The organism is Streptococcus sp. OMI870, assembly GCF_047460295.1.
Lineage (GTDB): Bacteria > Bacillota > Bacilli > Lactobacillales > Streptococcaceae > Streptococcus.
Genome location: NZ_JASHGM010000003.1, coordinates 225422 through 240445, shown reverse-complemented (window position 1 = coordinate 240445; position 15024 = coordinate 225422). Strand labels below are relative to the sequence as shown.

Sequence of the window (15024 nt, the reverse complement as noted above, 5' to 3'; positions counted from 1 at the left end):
CCTTCTGATAAATCAGAAAGCTTTACTTTTTGCTATTCCTAGCTTCCTTGCCTTACTATTTCAAGACTCGGAATAAAAGGTTCACAGAACCTTTTTATTTTGCGATTGGGTAAACAGAAACTTGTTTAATGAACACTATACCACATTTTTAGAAATAGGATTAAAAGCCTTATTAATTCAAGCTTTTCATGATGAAATAGTTATAAAAAAATGTAATGTTTATAAAATCTGGGTATCATTTTGGGTATCAATTACTCAGACAAAACGATAACATGTTGTCTGTTATAACAGACATTTTAAAAAATGTCTATTGTAATGGAAATACCAAACAACTTTATAGTTTTAGTAGATTACTATTTATTTTCTAAAGCCTGTACCCTTGATACCAGAGCGTTGAATTCAGCCTTAGTTGTATACCAGGTCTCAATATGATGGTTTGTAATATATGGATCATCTCCATTTCTCAATTTGGTCTCAATTAACGAATCAAGACCCAATTCAAGATGCTTTGTCTTGATGTTAGAGGTCATTTGTGCTTGAAGGGTTGCGTAAGTTGGAAATAATGTGTAAGCCGTTTCTGTTTTTAGGTAAGGAACGAGATCTATAGTCTCTGTTTGTGTCCTACTCTCAAGGCTAGCAATTCTACTTTCAAGAGGAGCTATATCAATAATCTGGCCTTGTGTCTTATCCTTTAATTCTCTAATTTCACGCTTTATAGTGCTGTCATCATAGGCAACAAAATTAATACGCTTGAGATAGTCTTCAACTGCTTTTTTGATATCAAGCTGCGCCATTTCAATATCTTCTAAGTTATTGAAATGTTCTGTTGATTGTGTGACTTCCAATCTCACAGATTGATCACTAGGAAACACATACTCTCCACATTGTACTTCTACCAGGTAAATACCAGCAGGTAAGATTTTTTCAATCCTGAAATTCACCTTCGATTTCTCTACTATGGCATTAATTTCTAACTTCCCCTTTTTGTTTGCTAACTTGATTGTAGCGTTTTGACCATCTAGATTATCGAATTTATTATACTTGTAGTCAAGTAGCTCATATTCAAAAGTAGAGGAGAAGTCCCCCTGTTTAACTACTTCTCCCCCTTTTATACGGTTAAGATTAGTTGAATTTGATCTAATCATTCAAATCCTCCTTATTCTAAATCCCCCCACAAGCTGATACGGTTACCCTCTTCATCTGTCTGCCCGATTGCCATGTAATTACGGTTACCTGACTCACCAATGTACGAGATCCATCGATAGCCATTTGCCGATCCTTTATAGTCATATTGGACTTTTTCGTTAGGATCATAGACAGCCACAATCTCACTATTAAGGCTTGGCCCACGGCGAACATTGATGGCAGCATCACCGACAATGAATGTTCCATTCTCTGGGATAAGTTCCATTTCATCATTTTTAGGGGTTTCGCTAAGCGGTTGGAAGTTTTCGCTTAACGGAGTATCTGAGTATGTAAGATAGAACCATCCCTGCACATTTTCAAATCCACGACTATTAAAACGGGCAGGTCCCCCCACAATAAGAGCATCAAGGTTGCCATCAATATTTTGCTCAACAGTTCTCATACTGTAACCATCTGAATCTTCGATTACTGCTCCACAATGTCCAAAGTTTACACCACCAAACCAAGCATCCATTGTGAAGAATGCACCAGCTTTAGGATTTTTATCTGTAGGCATACGATGCACTTCTAAGCCTGCTTGTTCCGCTGAATCAAGCAATTCTGAAGCGTTGCCCCATAGATCAATACCAAAGAAAGTCTTTGCAGGATATGTGAGCAGATCAGCGCATTGTGTCCCTGCAAAACCATCCTTATCTACACCCATACCAGAATTTGCTAAATCAATAATAAATTGAATAATTTCTTGTCTTGTTGCCATAAGAATACCTCACTTTTTCCATTCTTCGTTAGCTTTTTTTACAGCTGCCTCAAGGAAAGTATTAAGTTCTTCGTTTGTCAGATAAATATTTTGAGATTCTAGCCCATTAATCAAGCAGCCTTTTGCATGCTCGAGTTTCTCAGCTCCATGAATTCCTAATGTTCCTGCCACTTGCTCAGTAGCATTTACTGCATTTTTTGCCAGGATTTCTACTACTTCCAATGCCTTTTTGCCACCACGAGTAAGAAGATACTCTTTGAGTGATTTAACAGCGATTCCGACGAAAGCGACAAAAATAGCCATTAGTGAATTAACTACGATTCCTGTGATTTGATTCATTTTTTCTTTGCTCCTTTTTTTAACTTCTTAGGTTCTTCCAAACCTTCTTTTAAGAGAAATTTTTCACGATCAACATTTCTCTTGATGTATTGATCGATAAAGGGAATTTCTACCCCTAATGCTGATAGACTAGCAAGAATACTAGAACCGTAAGCTGCCATCATCGAAATGATGAATGCATCAATAACGGGCGCTAGATTCATATATAACGTGAAGGGATAGCCAATTGCCACAATTAAGATCATAGCAGTATGACTAACCAGGCCCTTCCTCCATTTTCTGCTGGAAAATTCATGATAAGCCCAAGCTCTAGACACCCCCAGAATGATATCTAGAGCAACGATGGCCATCAAGAGAAATACAATTATATGTTCGTCGATTCCGTGATCATAGAAGTCACGGACCACTTCGATAATTCCAAAAATACCATCTGGTTCTTCTTGATACATCAATCACACTCCTATCAATTAAGATTCGGGTTGTGCTACTGGTTGAGTTTCAAGATTCTCAGATGGTTTTTCCGGCTTCTCTTCTTTTGGCACTTCCCAATTATAGATTGCAAGTTTTCCGTTTTGAAGAAGAGGACCTTTGAGGTCTTTGATGGTTTCCCCGTTGTAAGTAAAATCATAGTTTACTTGCACAAGTACCTGTTTCCCTTCGCTAAATTTTTCGGTATGATCAGGATCTACGAGGGTGAAGATGTCATGCGGTTTGTATGTTTTACCTACTTGGGCAGTTTCCACAAGCTCAAGCGCTCGCTTGTAGAGTGTTGGATCAAGTGGGTTGTCTTGGTTGGTCACGGCCACGAGGACAGACCAATCCGCAAGAGCTTTGTTGTTTTTGATTTGAGTATCTTTCTTCTCGTTCTCAAGAGTAAGTTCTTGGATTTTTTGAATAGCTACCTTGTTAGCCTCAACAGACTTATCAAGCTCTTTTTTCAGTGCCACAATAGCACCAGATGGGTCCAATTCCATCCGGACAATGTTTAACACTGCTTCGACTAGTGCAGAATCTTCCTCTGCCATGCGGTTGTTTGGTAAAACTTCTTCGAACACCCTATATGGATGATCTTGTTTAATTGCTACTTTAGTAGCATTCACAACTGGGTCAAATGATTTAAATTGTAATTTATAATCCATTAGTTTGTCACCTCATTTTTATTTTTGATTTCGTTGAAAAGGTCCATCAAATCCTTATCTGATTCTAGGACAGAGCGATATGTTTCCAGCTCTTGAATGAGCTGTGCTTTTTCCTGTTGTGCTTCTGTCAAACGTGCTTTAAATTCAGCTTCGTTGATTGATTTACTAGCCAATTGATTAGCTAAATCTGTGATGATTGCTACATAAGTATTTTCTTTCATTGTTTTACCTTTCTAAATTCCGAATTTATCAAAATCCCTTAATGAATTAGCTACTGCATTTCTGATGGAACTGTGAAGAGCTGTTCTCATAGACTTCCCATTCTGTGGAGTGAAGTCATCTGTTGCAAAGCCAGCGTTGACAAAGTGCTGAAGCGCTGTTCTGAGGGTTCTCAAAGCTTGTCTGAGCCATACTCCATTATTTCCGTTGTTGATTAGAAGAAAGTCCCCTGCTTGTATATTGGTATTTCTTCCGTTGGTACCGTATGGAGCAATTGTTGTTCCTCCCCAAGTGGTTATTCTCCAACCATAAGGATTGCTTCCAGTGGCTTGGTCATAATTATAAGAGTGAGTAAAGTTAAATCTATCGCCTACGAATGTGACTTTATCGGCATTGTCATGATCTCCTGTACCTACTCCCTTAATAGTGTCAACAATCATTCCATTGAATCCACCTTGATCCCAGTGACTTCTGATGTCATTGTCCCGACGGTCAGCACCAATAATGGCTTTTGAATTGATGTAGCGTCTTCCATTTATCGTCACATCGTCATTCCGGAAGAAAAGCCCTTGACTAGAAGCATTTGACTGATCCCGGAAAACTCCTGTGAAGTTATCGTAGAACGACAATCTTCCATTGTCTAGATCAAAACTTGATACACCAGAATTTGCTGTCAGTCGTCCACCTTGGACTCTTTCAGCAGCAATCTTGATAGAATTCAGCTCAGTAATAAATGCTTTTTGTGAAATCAGTTCCCTAATAAATGCTTGATTAGCAAGCAATTTCTGGATCAAAGCATAGTCAACTTGTAACTTGTCAGCTGTTACTGCGTTACTGGCCAAAATCTGAGTAGTGACTGATCCGGCTCTCATGTGACCTGTATCAACGCTTTCAGAGGCAAGGTGACGGTTAGTAATTGATCCATCAATTACCATATCCCCTTTTACCTTGATTAATTTCGCAATCAATGCAATCGATTCCGGTTCTTGCACCAGCAATGAGCTGATGGTTCTTCCGTTGATGGTTTTTCCAGTACCGAAAGAGATTTGGCCATCTGTGATGTTGATGTCTGTTTTTTTCAGGACTCCATCGAGCTGACTGACAATTGTCGCCACTTGCCCATTGACTGTGCTTTGATAGTTTGCAAAGCGCCCGTTGATACTATCCTTGAAATCATCTAACTTGTCATTGAGGACAGAATTTTGACTGGATATCCTCATTCCAAACTCAGTTGAGAATGTCGTGAACTGCCCATCAATTCCTTGTTTAAATTCAGCAAGTTTGGCTTCAATCACGGATGAACCATCATTTGTTGGCGGTTGGTAGGCTCTCTTGATAGATCCTTCATACACATCAATGTCCCCAAAATAGAGACTTGCTGGCTGTCCATTTGATGATCCAGTGTTGTCAAATCGCAAGAATGCTTCATCATATTCTTCGGAATTGATTGTGAAATAGTAGCGTGTGATTCTGTCTTGTGGCACAGTGATCTTGTCAGCAAGCGTGAATACTTTTGTAAAATTCCCCGTCTCACCTTTCTTCCTTGCCAAAAAGTAAAATGTGGCATTTTTAAGATTGTTTGAGCCAATCGCATCGAATGAAATAGTGTATGTGGTATTCCTCTTGATGTTGAAGCGCTGAGATGCTGCTGCTTTAATAGTGTCACTTGCATTTTCAATCTTAAAGAGTTTTCTGGATTCATTGTAGTAGATTAGATTAGTTGAGACCGTTACTATTGGACTCAATCCGGGATCATAATATCCCCACCCCTCCACATTTTGAGGATTACCGCTGTTTTTAAGCAGGTTCTCCCCTGCTTGCACGATTTCATCAAATCTTCTTGTGATTCCAGCTACATCTTCAGTGTATTGAGATTTAGCAACATATCCTTGTTCAAGAATCTGCCTTGTTGCTTTTAAAGCGTCTACAGCAGCTTTCTCAGAATAGGTAAGCATGCGCTGTTCAAGTTCACCGGTTGGACCAGTCTTAGTCTCTAATTTCGTTAATTGAGTAGATAGTCCTTGAATAGTCTGCTCAAATGTTGCTTGCGCTTGCTCTACCAGATAATTTTGATCTTCTGGTGCAGGCTGCCACAAGCGGTCATTTGTACCCTCATAGAAGTCAAGTTCTGTCAAAAACAGACCACCCCATTTGTTTGGGTTGTTGCGTTCGTACTCAAATTGAAGATAGCCATCATCAAAATTTCCAACATTAAATTGGAATGATTTTTTGATTGCTCTATTTCCATCCAAGATGGGGCCATCTGTCCATCTTGGTTTACCATCATAGATTAGCTGTTTTTCTTCAAAATCAGAGATTGAGCCTTTTCTTCGCTTACAGAAGTAAACTTTGAATATTTTTGAATTGTTGTCAAATCCTAAAAAATTCAATGTATAATCTGCATTTTTCTTCACAATAAAGCGTGGGCTTTTAACGACTGCACCAGGTCTCAATTCAAACATTCGTTTTTGACCATTGAAGTAGAATTGATGGGCTGTGAATGCTAGTCTGTTATTTGCTTCTGTCCAATGTTTTAGGCCCTCGTCTGCTCTTGAGTTCCTGAGCATATTGGGACCGCCGCCAGCACCTATTGAAGTGAATTCTTCTTTGATGCCATTCACTGTCTGTTCAACATAAGAGCGATCTGCTTTGCCATTGGCCACATTAGTGAGGTCAGAAATTGCTTTTTCTGTGGTTTGCTCAAATCTGGATTGTGCGCCTTGGATCCCAACAAATTGGCTTTGCGTTTGATCCTTGAAATCATTGATCAGTTTCTGGATGTCTGCATCACTGGTCTTTAATTTGTCGGTAGTAGCTTGCAAACCTTCCATTTTGACTTCAATGCCATTGTATTGAGCTTTGAACTCTTCTACAATTTCAGTTTTGTTCTTCTGATTAGCAGCATTGATTTTCTCAGTGACTTGAGCTGAGATTTCCTCTTTGACTACTTTAGCTTGCGCCTTAGCTTCCTCAATGCCATCAGTGACCTTGTTTTCAATCTCCTTAGCTCGTTTCTCATATTCAGCATTGGCATTATCAACTAATCTTTGAACCTTAGCCTCATATTCAGCATCGTGACTAGCGATTTTCTCTTTGACTACATCGTCAACGATTTTGCCAATCGCACCACCTAGCGAACGTGAGATTTTACCAAATCCAATCTTCTTCAATTTTTTAGACATTGGACTGTAGTTATAGCTGGTAATCTTTTTTCGAATATCAACATTATAGAACTCATAAAAAATTGATGCTGTATCAAATAGTTTTACTGGTTGATCAGCATGACCCAACACATCAATCTCTAAGCTCTCATCGGGCAAATCGCAAAGACTTGATTGAAAGTATTTCTTACCATACTCTTTTAAATCCTCAATGGTTTTAACATCTTGATCTTGGACATCCATGTCATCCTCATAGATATGCTTATATTTATCTACAAGTGGACTGTCTACAGTAGCTTCAAGGATTTTGTCCTTCTCTCCCTCTCCAGATGCAGTAATGACCTTACGAAAATGAATTCTAGTCTTAAGTGATTTAGTAGTTGTGGATTCTTTGTACTCAGAAAGATTTTTCTTATACATAAAAAGAGATTGATTCTCAATCCCTCCATTTTTTAACAATCTCACTGAGTATTTATCTCTGACTAAATCACCACCCCACTGACCAATAATTGAGTGCTGACCTTTTAGAAGTGCATCAATTACTGATACATTCTCTATGTTTAAAGTGTGTAATTCAGAGATATCAGAAAAGAAAGTAAAAGGACATTCTCTTTTTAGCCCTTCTACTAGCTTGTTCATCACAGTAAAACCATTTGCCCGATCTACATTGATCTTGCGGATACTATATCCGTTTAGCAACGTTGCTACTTGATTGGCATATACCGTGATATATCCGTGCTCCTTTTGGATGTCAATGATTACAAATTCTTGTTCTCCTGACAAATCATCTGCTAACAAATGCACTTCGTTTTGTAACAGGCTCCATTTTTCATCACTAACAGGATACTTGAAGGTAAGCTGATAAGTATTATTTTCTTGCTGGCTGATGTCATCATCCGTACACAAATTAAGAGGAATATTACCCTCTTTTAAATAAATCAAATGATATACCTCCAATTTCCTTGAATTTTGATTTTGGAAACATTACCAGATGTAGTTACACCTATAACTCCTTTAGGCAGTTCAAAAAACGGCCCTCTTGTTCGCAAGGTGTTCCTAAGCTGCCCATCCAATGTATATACATTTTGCTTCCGTTGTCTACAATCAATTTTAGCCCCACCTGATAAATTTAATCCCATTGTCTGGTTACCAATCGTTAGGGTCACTTCTCCCTGACCTTCAACTGTAATAACGGGTTCCGAGTAAATTGTACCTGGATTAGTGATTGTCCCACGTCCTGACAGTACAACCTCTTGAACATTTTTTAAATATCTGAAAGGATGTTGATACACCTTGATACTTACAATCCAGTTATTTTGGCCATGAGGTGAGATTTCTGATTCAAGTAAATCGGCATAGTAAATGCTCCCAGGCTGATAACTAAATTCCAATACATTGTCTTGCTTCTGGAATGCGTTAATAATAGCTTGAGCATCTTCATATCGCTTAACAAACAACTTCAAAGTTCGCTCATATCCATCATAAGCACCATCTTCAATGTTATACTGGCCATTCATTCCAAATAGTTTTTTCTGCTCATCATATCGAGGGATAGCACCTTTAATATCTCCAAAATCAGTCACCACACTATCTGATATAGTGTTTGTGTTAAAAGTATTGATAATCAGATAATTTACTGCCATTAGATCCCCTCTCTAGCCATGATTCGTCCTTGACGTTGATAGGCATTGATGGCTAATTTTTCTCCATCTAAGTAAGTATTAGAGTCTTTGTTTGATATCTTCTCAAGCCAAGTATCTAAACTTGATCTCAGAATCATCATCTCAGATACCATTCTAGACTCAGTTGTGTCATATTTAGCGTTAGGCATCTGCAATGTGGATGTGATATCTTTACTGAAAGATGCTCCTGATCCAAAATCAAAATTATCACCTGTAAATGCATTTGAAATCCATCCAGCTACTCCTCCAACGGTTCTTTGCACATCTTTAAAACTATTTTGTAAAGAAGCATCAAATCCTCCCATGATAGCTTTACCAGCAGGTATCAGTAACTTACGGTCATAAGAAATAGGACCTTTGTGTTTACGGATCCAATCTGCAATACCACCGATAAAGTTCTTAACACCATTATACGCACTTTTCAATCCCCCTAAGAAGCCATCAAGAATAGCTTTCCCGGCATCCCAAAGGTTGATATTTGCTAGGCCAGAGAAAAATCCTTTAATACCTGAACAAAGGTCTTTAACTCCGTTTTTCATGGTATCCCATGCTTTTTGTGCACCAGTGACAATTCCATCGAAAATACTTCCAAGACCAGATTTAATACCTTCCCACATGCCTATTGCTGTAGATTTGATACCTTCCCATAATCCTGACATGAAAGATTTAAAACCTTCCCAAAGAGCTTTTGCGCTAGCTACGAAAGCATCTATAATGCCGAGAATAGCTTGACATATAGCATCCCACATTGCTATTGCAGTTCCCTTTATAGAATCCCAAATTCCAGATAAAAATGTCTTTAGTCCTTCGAAAGCACCAGTGAAGTACCCTATAATTGTAGAAATAATCCCACTAAAATAAGTACAGATACCATCCCAAATCATTGATATAGCAGATTTGATACTTTCCCAAATCAATCCTAGATCTTCACCCATTTTTGTAAAGTCTAAAGTTACTAAATCAATGATAAATAGTACCGCTCCCATTACAATACTTTTTATTAATTCCCAGGCCCCGCTGAAAATTGTTTTAATACCTTCGAAAATCTGACCCAGGCCATCTTTCATTCCATTCCAAATCGACATAAACACATCAATAAAAGGCTGGACAATGGCCATTACTGTTTCTGTAATTGTGGTCCATGCAGCTGTAGCGGTACTAGAAATACCTTGCCACAAAGTAACAAAGAATTCTACTATTCCATTCCAAGCGATTTTTATTCCTTCAATCACACTATTCCAGACTTCTACAGCCCCATTCCAAAGGTTTATTGCACCTTCTGAGATGGTTGTCCATAAACCTGAAAAGAACTCTACAAGACCATTCCACAAGCCTACTACAAAATCAACGAAAGCACTCCAAATCTGCTTACCCGTCTCTGTTTGGGTAAAAAACCAGACTAATGCAGCTACAACCGCAGTAATAGCAACTACTAAGGCTCCTATTGGGTTAGCAGCAATTGCAGCGTTAAAAGCTAAAACTGCACCTTTAACTGCTAAAAGTGCTGATTTGAAACCTGTGATGATAGATTGAATAGTTGTTATTGCTTTAAATGCCAAAAAACCTGCTAAGGCTCCGGCTAGAGCAGATTTGACAATATCCATAACTGTTTTATTCTCACGCATCCACTTTGTAAAATCTTTTACCTTACCTGATGCGTCAGCTAAAACTTTAGTAATGGCCTCAAAAGCTGAAGCTACTCCTCCAACACTATCTTTACTTTTAGCAAGTCCAAAAAGGTCACTGATGAACTCTCCGACAATCCCGGCAACGTTACTAATAACAGCACCAATATTTTCAAACATGGTACGGATATTATCACCAATGTTCACAATACTACTAGCTGTTTTCTCGTTTATTCCTAGCTTCTTTAAAAAATCTATATTATCTTTCTTACTCAATGATCCGAAAATCATATCATAGATAGTGCTGACCACTCCTCCTACTTTATCAAAAACATCATAAAGATCGTTCATAATGCTTTCTCCAATGTAGTCTCCGAAAAGCATGTGCATAAGCTCACTGAGTGCACCAGCTAAAACCTGGGGGATCCCTTTCAACACATTCCATACCATTGGAATAAGATTACCTACAAGGAATGTTTTAACGGTTTCAAAAAGTTGATGCAATGAAGGCATAATATCTTCGCCAAGAGCTAGTTTCCCTAAGACGTTTTGAGCTGCTGCTTTCATGGATGCGAACGAACCACTAAAAGTAGTCGCTGCCTCTTTAGCAGTTGTCCCGGTAATGTCTAGATTCTCTTGGATAGCGTGGATAGCTTGGTACACGTCAGATAGATTATTGATATCATACTTAACACCAGTCAATTTTTGTGCATCGGCTAGTAAGCGTTGCATTTCTGTTTTTGTACCACCGTATCCTAGCTTAAGATTGTCTAGCATTGTATAGTTTTGCTTTGCGAATCCTTGGTAAGCATCTTGAATACGGTCCATAGATGTCCCCATCTTATTGCTATTGTCTGCCATATCGACCATAGCCATGTTAGCAACATCTGCTGCCTTCCGAGTATCACCACCTAACGATTGAAGAAGGCTGGCACTAAAACCTGTTACATTCTCCATGTAGGCATTGGCTGATAACCCTGTTGTTTTATATGCCTCATTAGCATACTTTTTAACCACATCAGCAGAACCTTTAAATAAGGTTTCAATCCCTCCTAATGACTGTTGGAGATCTGCACCTTCCATCAATGATGAATGAATTAACTTACCAATTCCGGCAGCAGCAATCAGTTTTTTTGTGACACCAATCAGTTTTCCGGCCAACGACTCGCCCACTTCCTTACCAACTTGTGGGATATCCGCCCCAAGTTCTTTTGAGAGCATGCCTTTCATCCCACGAGCTGAAGGTATTATTTGCACATAGGCTTTACCTAATTCTGTCGCCACTAACTACCACCTCCAATCTTTTCTAACAATTTACTTCTGTATTCTTCAAATTCCTCTCCAGATGTAAATACCATCTGTTCCTTTTCCTTCTCAACCTTGAGAAGACTATCAACCATTGAAGCCGGACGGTTTTTGCCCTGTTGTCCATCTTTGGTTTTCATCCATACAAGCATAGATAATCGATCCAACATACTTGCCTGGATTAATAGATCAGTTGGTACATTCTGCCCTGACATTGCAACTTTTATCCTTGAATCATCACGCAGACCAAATGAAAAAACAGCTACCTGATATGCAGGTAGCTGTCTGTAATCATAAATGCGATACGTCTCAGCTAAATCACAAATCAAAGCATCTTCATCAGTTTTGATCATTCTGGAAAGGGTTACTATTTTTTTACATTCTGTGACTCGAAGATGTCCCGTACTTCATCCATCAACTTCTGAGTTGGTACAATTCCATCTTCACCACGGACGTGATCTTTCAATGCTGCCACCTGATCACCGAGTAACAATTTAAGCAACCGAGGTAGTACAAGAGGGTTTTCATCGATTTCAGCAATAGTTTCTACTACCTCATAGTTCTCCATCCGTTCCATACTGATATCGAATGGAAAACCTGTTTTAGTAGTCCCTTTAAATGATTTAGTTTCTGACATGTATTAAGCTCCTTTGATGTATTCGTAGTGAGTATTGCTTTCTCCATCTGGAAATGCTGTAAGAGTTGTTTGGTATCCGACTGTCTCAGCGTCTTTGTAAGAGATAGTTCCGATACCCGTTACTTTTCCTTCAGGAATAACAATACGTTTCATAGTACCATCTTTCAATACCATATCTACCACAACGCAATGGCTAGTTAATTCTTTTGAATTAGCCTTGATAGTGATACCTGTTTTAAGATCACCAGTCACATTATCCGCACCGTACACTTCCTTAAGAACATTGACGTTCAATGCCTCGATTAATGTATAAGTGAATGTATCGGGTTTTTCTGTTTGTGAGGAGTGTACGATATCACCACCCCATGCCTTGACGTTTTCAGATTCAGGGCTATTTTCGTTTTCCAAGCCATCCTCTGAGATATATCCTAGAGATAGAAATTTAGCATTTAAGGCGGTTGTAGCATCTGTTGGTAGAGGAGTTCCCTTAGGTGCTGAATAGATTGCACCCCCAATTTTAGGTTTTGCTGTCGTCACTAATGATGACGATGTTGTTTGAGTAGTTTGAGCTTCTGATCCCATTCCATTCTCCATTTCTTAAAAATAATTTATATCAAATACCGCTTGATAACGATATTTTTTAGTTTCTGTGTCTGTGAAATTGTAATCACTGTTTAGATGGATTCCACTGATCTCATTCAGTTCAACCATGTTTTCGATAACTTGTTTTAGTTTCTCATTCAATTCAGCAGCTTTCTGCATGCTTGTTGAATAACTCTGAAAAGCAAAAGTTGCAGTCTTAGCGTGGTTCTTCTTTGCTCCCCTAGTCTTTTCAAGGATTACAAACTCTTTTGGCATGTTAATTTCATGCTCAAAAAAAGACGGTACTGATAAATGACCGTCAAGATATTTCTTGATAACAATTTCAATCATTTAATTCACCGCCTTCAAAAGAGTATTGTTTTTCATATTGTCCTTCTTAGCTTTATAGGTCTTTGCACTAACCATTGCATTAGCACGATTTTTACCTACATGAATATCTTTTACATATCCATCACCGCATCTAGCTTGAATGTCAGATGCATATTGAGAAAGGATACTCTGCATAGGGGCAGATTTCATTAATTCAGCCACTCCTGCACGATTGAGTTTAAACTTAATATCACTCATAGCGTTCTACCATCACCTTCTTGTTCCAAGTTAAAGGAAGCATCTCCTCAATCCCTTCAAGAGGAATTCCAAAAGTTTTCCATTTCTTACCGAAAAATAAAACTTCTTTATCTTCCCAATCATGAAGATCACCTTTTGGTATTGCTAGAGTATACTCTGCTTTCCGTCCAGTTAGATTCATCTGGCTTGTGATATCTTCCGTTGAAGATGGAGATATAAGGACATTATCCACCAAAGTTTCAACTTCCTCAAAAATGGGATGACCAAAGTCATCCCTTCCCTTCTCAATGGTTTCTATAAGAGTGATCGTAATACCTTTAATTCGTCCCATAAAGATCAATCACCCCATATCTTTGCTTTTTGAAGCCTAACCTCTTTAGTTCAGACTCCTTGATAAACAAGCCACCACCAGGCACCAAATAAGAGCCACTAAAAGAATATCCCATAGCAGACTCAGCCATTTGTGTCATTGGCTCCTGATCAGTTGATGTCATTAATGTACGAGCAACCACATCCACAGTAACAGATTTCACAACACTTTGATAAGATGGGCTGTCAAGCACCATCTTATCTAAATCTTTGCTGACTTTCTTAGCTTCTTCACGAAGAGAATCTGACACTATTTTCAACAGCGCCTCTGCTCTCTTCCGTTCATCGAATTTTAAAGAACGCCACAAAGTTTCAAGGTCTTCTACTGTTGCAAATGTTGTCATTTTAACTATCCTTCATGCTGTTCTAAAAGAGCAAGTAAGTCAGCCTTCTTAGCTCCTTTGTCGTATTCGATTCCTAAACTGTCTAGTTTAGAGCGAATATCTGCCACTTTCATTTCTGAAACTTCTGTCCCGTTTTTATATTCACTACCAGCGATCCAATCGCCTCCCAGCACTGAATCAGTGGTGATTATTTCTCCTGATACTTTATTAACGTAAATCATTTCAAATCACCTTACGCTTTAACACGAGCAAATGCATCAGCATCAAGAATACCCCATCCGATAAACGCTTCAGCACGCAGCAAGATTTCATTGTAGGCTTTCAAGTCACGACCAGCTCCATCTGGATCACCATATTCAATGATTTCCATTGGGATATTTTCAGCATAACCCCATTTGAAACGGTTCTCAAAGTCACCAACGATTGCATGGTCTGTTTGAGCAGTTCCACCTGTAACAGTCAAGTTTTTGTTTACGTCTGATTTCATTCCGTAGAACGAGTCAGGATTTTGACCAAAGCGGAATTCTGGATATTGAGCCACACCATTTACTTTCAACTTAGCAAGTGATTGACCACCTACTGGAGAGATAGCCACACCAGTAACTTCTCCACCCTTAGCTACGATTTGTTGGACAGCAGCATCAATGTTATCGTCAAATTTATCTTCTGCATAAGTTACGATATTCCCAGAGATCAAACCATCAAATGAGTTAGTGTCACGGAAGGTTGCATCTGTAAGCCCTTTTGGCTCCAGACCGTGGATAGCAGCGATATCAAAAGCATCTGCGATTTTCTTAGCGAATCCATCAGCAAATTGTGAAAGGTATTCAAGTTGTTTTTCTTCAGAAGCATACTTAAATTCATCTGTGATACGTGCTTGGTATACAAATTTAAGCGGTTTAATTACCTTTGGTTCAATGATTGCTTTACCAGCACCTTTTTGTTGTCCTTCACCAACAATTTGAGCATTCCCTTCAAGATTAAAGATAAATTGCTCAACTCCATTAAATGGAATTGGTGTTTGAGATGAGAGCTTAGCAAGAACAGAACGTCCTTGCACTTTTGAAATGAGTTCTTTAACCAATTCTGGTTTAAAAAGCGTTCCTTGTTTTAATGAATTGTCTGTCATAT

General features: G+C 38.7%; 18 protein-coding genes. All 18 read right to left on the bottom strand.

The features are described 5' to 3' along the window. Window positions 1-353: 353 nt before the first annotated feature. Genes QM968_RS07340 through QM968_RS07255 form a run of 18 tightly spaced genes read right to left on the bottom strand, consistent with a single transcriptional unit; the run spans window position 354 to window position 15022 of the window. Window positions 354-1145: a hypothetical protein gene (locus QM968_RS07340; protein WP_414383282.1), complete on the bottom strand. Its 792-nt coding sequence runs from the start codon at window positions 1143-1145 to the stop codon at window positions 354-356. 11 nt (window positions 1146-1156) lie between these two features. Further along, complete coding sequence (locus tag QM968_RS07335) at window positions 1157-1903, bottom strand: SH3 domain-containing protein (RefSeq protein ID WP_414383280.1); 747 nt, start codon at window positions 1901-1903, stop codon at window positions 1157-1159. A gap of 9 nt (window positions 1904-1912) precedes the next feature. After that, entirely contained in the window at window positions 1913-2242 is a 330-nt protein-coding gene (locus QM968_RS07330) for a phage holin (RefSeq protein ID WP_061455166.1), read from the bottom strand. Further along, window positions 2239-2691: a phage holin family protein gene (locus QM968_RS07325; RefSeq protein ID WP_201037579.1), complete on the bottom strand. Its 453-nt coding sequence runs from the start codon at window positions 2689-2691 to the stop codon at window positions 2239-2241. Before QM968_RS07325 ends, QM968_RS07330 begins: the two co-directional genes overlap by 4 nt. 18 nt (window positions 2692-2709) lie before the next feature. Further along, on the bottom strand, window positions 2710-3381 hold the full coding sequence (locus QM968_RS07320; protein WP_414383278.1) for a hypothetical protein: 672 nt from the start codon (window positions 3379-3381) through the stop codon (window positions 2710-2712). Beyond that, window positions 3381-3602: a hypothetical protein gene (locus tag QM968_RS07315; protein WP_414383277.1), complete on the bottom strand. Its 222-nt coding sequence runs from the start codon at window positions 3600-3602 to the stop codon at window positions 3381-3383. Before QM968_RS07315 ends, QM968_RS07320 begins: the two co-directional genes overlap by 1 nt. A 12-nt stretch (window positions 3603-3614) precedes the next feature. Then, window positions 3615-7703 carry a phage tail spike protein gene (locus QM968_RS07310; protein WP_414383275.1) on the bottom strand — a complete coding sequence of 1363 codons (4089 nt, stop codon included), beginning with the start codon at window positions 7701-7703 and terminating at the stop codon, window positions 3615-3617. Then, window positions 7700-8404 (bottom strand): phage tail protein, encoded by a 705-nt coding sequence (locus QM968_RS07305; protein WP_414383273.1) that lies wholly within the window; start codon window positions 8402-8404, stop codon window positions 7700-7702. The genes QM968_RS07310 and QM968_RS07305 overlap by 4 nt, the downstream gene beginning before the upstream one ends. Further along, complete coding sequence (locus tag QM968_RS07300) at window positions 8404-11352, bottom strand: PblA (protein WP_414383271.1); 2949 nt, start codon at window positions 11350-11352, stop codon at window positions 8404-8406. Before QM968_RS07300 ends, QM968_RS07305 begins: the two co-directional genes overlap by 1 nt. Further along, window positions 11352-11726, bottom strand: coding sequence for a DUF5361 domain-containing protein (locus tag QM968_RS07295; protein WP_414383269.1), 375 nt, complete (start codon window positions 11724-11726; stop codon window positions 11352-11354). Before QM968_RS07295 ends, QM968_RS07300 begins: the two co-directional genes overlap by 1 nt. A gap of 14 nt (window positions 11727-11740) precedes the next feature. Beyond that, a complete protein-coding gene (locus QM968_RS07290; protein ID WP_061455159.1) occupies window positions 11741-12010 on the bottom strand; it encodes a hypothetical protein in 270 nt (89 codons plus the stop codon). 3 nt (window positions 12011-12013) lie between these two features. Then, window positions 12014-12592: a phage tail protein gene (locus QM968_RS07285; protein ID WP_195227219.1), complete on the bottom strand. Its 579-nt coding sequence runs from the start codon at window positions 12590-12592 to the stop codon at window positions 12014-12016. Between the two features lie 15 nt (window positions 12593-12607). Further along, window positions 12608-12943 (bottom strand): hypothetical protein, encoded by a 336-nt coding sequence (locus QM968_RS07280; protein ID WP_070659703.1) that lies wholly within the window; start codon window positions 12941-12943, stop codon window positions 12608-12610. Beyond that, a complete protein-coding gene (locus QM968_RS07275; protein WP_070659706.1) occupies window positions 12944-13180 on the bottom strand; it encodes a hypothetical protein in 237 nt (78 codons plus the stop codon). After that, window positions 13173-13511 (bottom strand): hypothetical protein, encoded by a 339-nt coding sequence (locus QM968_RS07270; RefSeq protein ID WP_414383266.1) that lies wholly within the window; start codon window positions 13509-13511, stop codon window positions 13173-13175. The genes QM968_RS07275 and QM968_RS07270 overlap by 8 nt, the downstream gene beginning before the upstream one ends. Then, window positions 13498-13893 carry a phage Gp19/Gp15/Gp42 family protein gene (locus QM968_RS07265; protein WP_070659709.1) on the bottom strand — a complete coding sequence of 132 codons (396 nt, stop codon included), beginning with the start codon at window positions 13891-13893 and terminating at the stop codon, window positions 13498-13500. Before QM968_RS07265 ends, QM968_RS07270 begins: the two co-directional genes overlap by 14 nt. A 5-nt stretch (window positions 13894-13898) precedes the next feature. Further along, window positions 13899-14114, bottom strand: a complete 216-nt coding sequence (locus QM968_RS07260; RefSeq protein ID WP_070659711.1) for a HeH/LEM domain-containing protein — start codon at window positions 14112-14114, stop codon at window positions 13899-13901. Window positions 14115-14125: 11 nt separating this feature from the next. Further along, window positions 14126-15022: a phage major capsid protein gene (locus QM968_RS07255; RefSeq protein WP_414383263.1), complete on the bottom strand. Its 897-nt coding sequence runs from the start codon at window positions 15020-15022 to the stop codon at window positions 14126-14128. Between the last annotated feature and the right edge of the window lie 2 nt (window positions 15023-15024).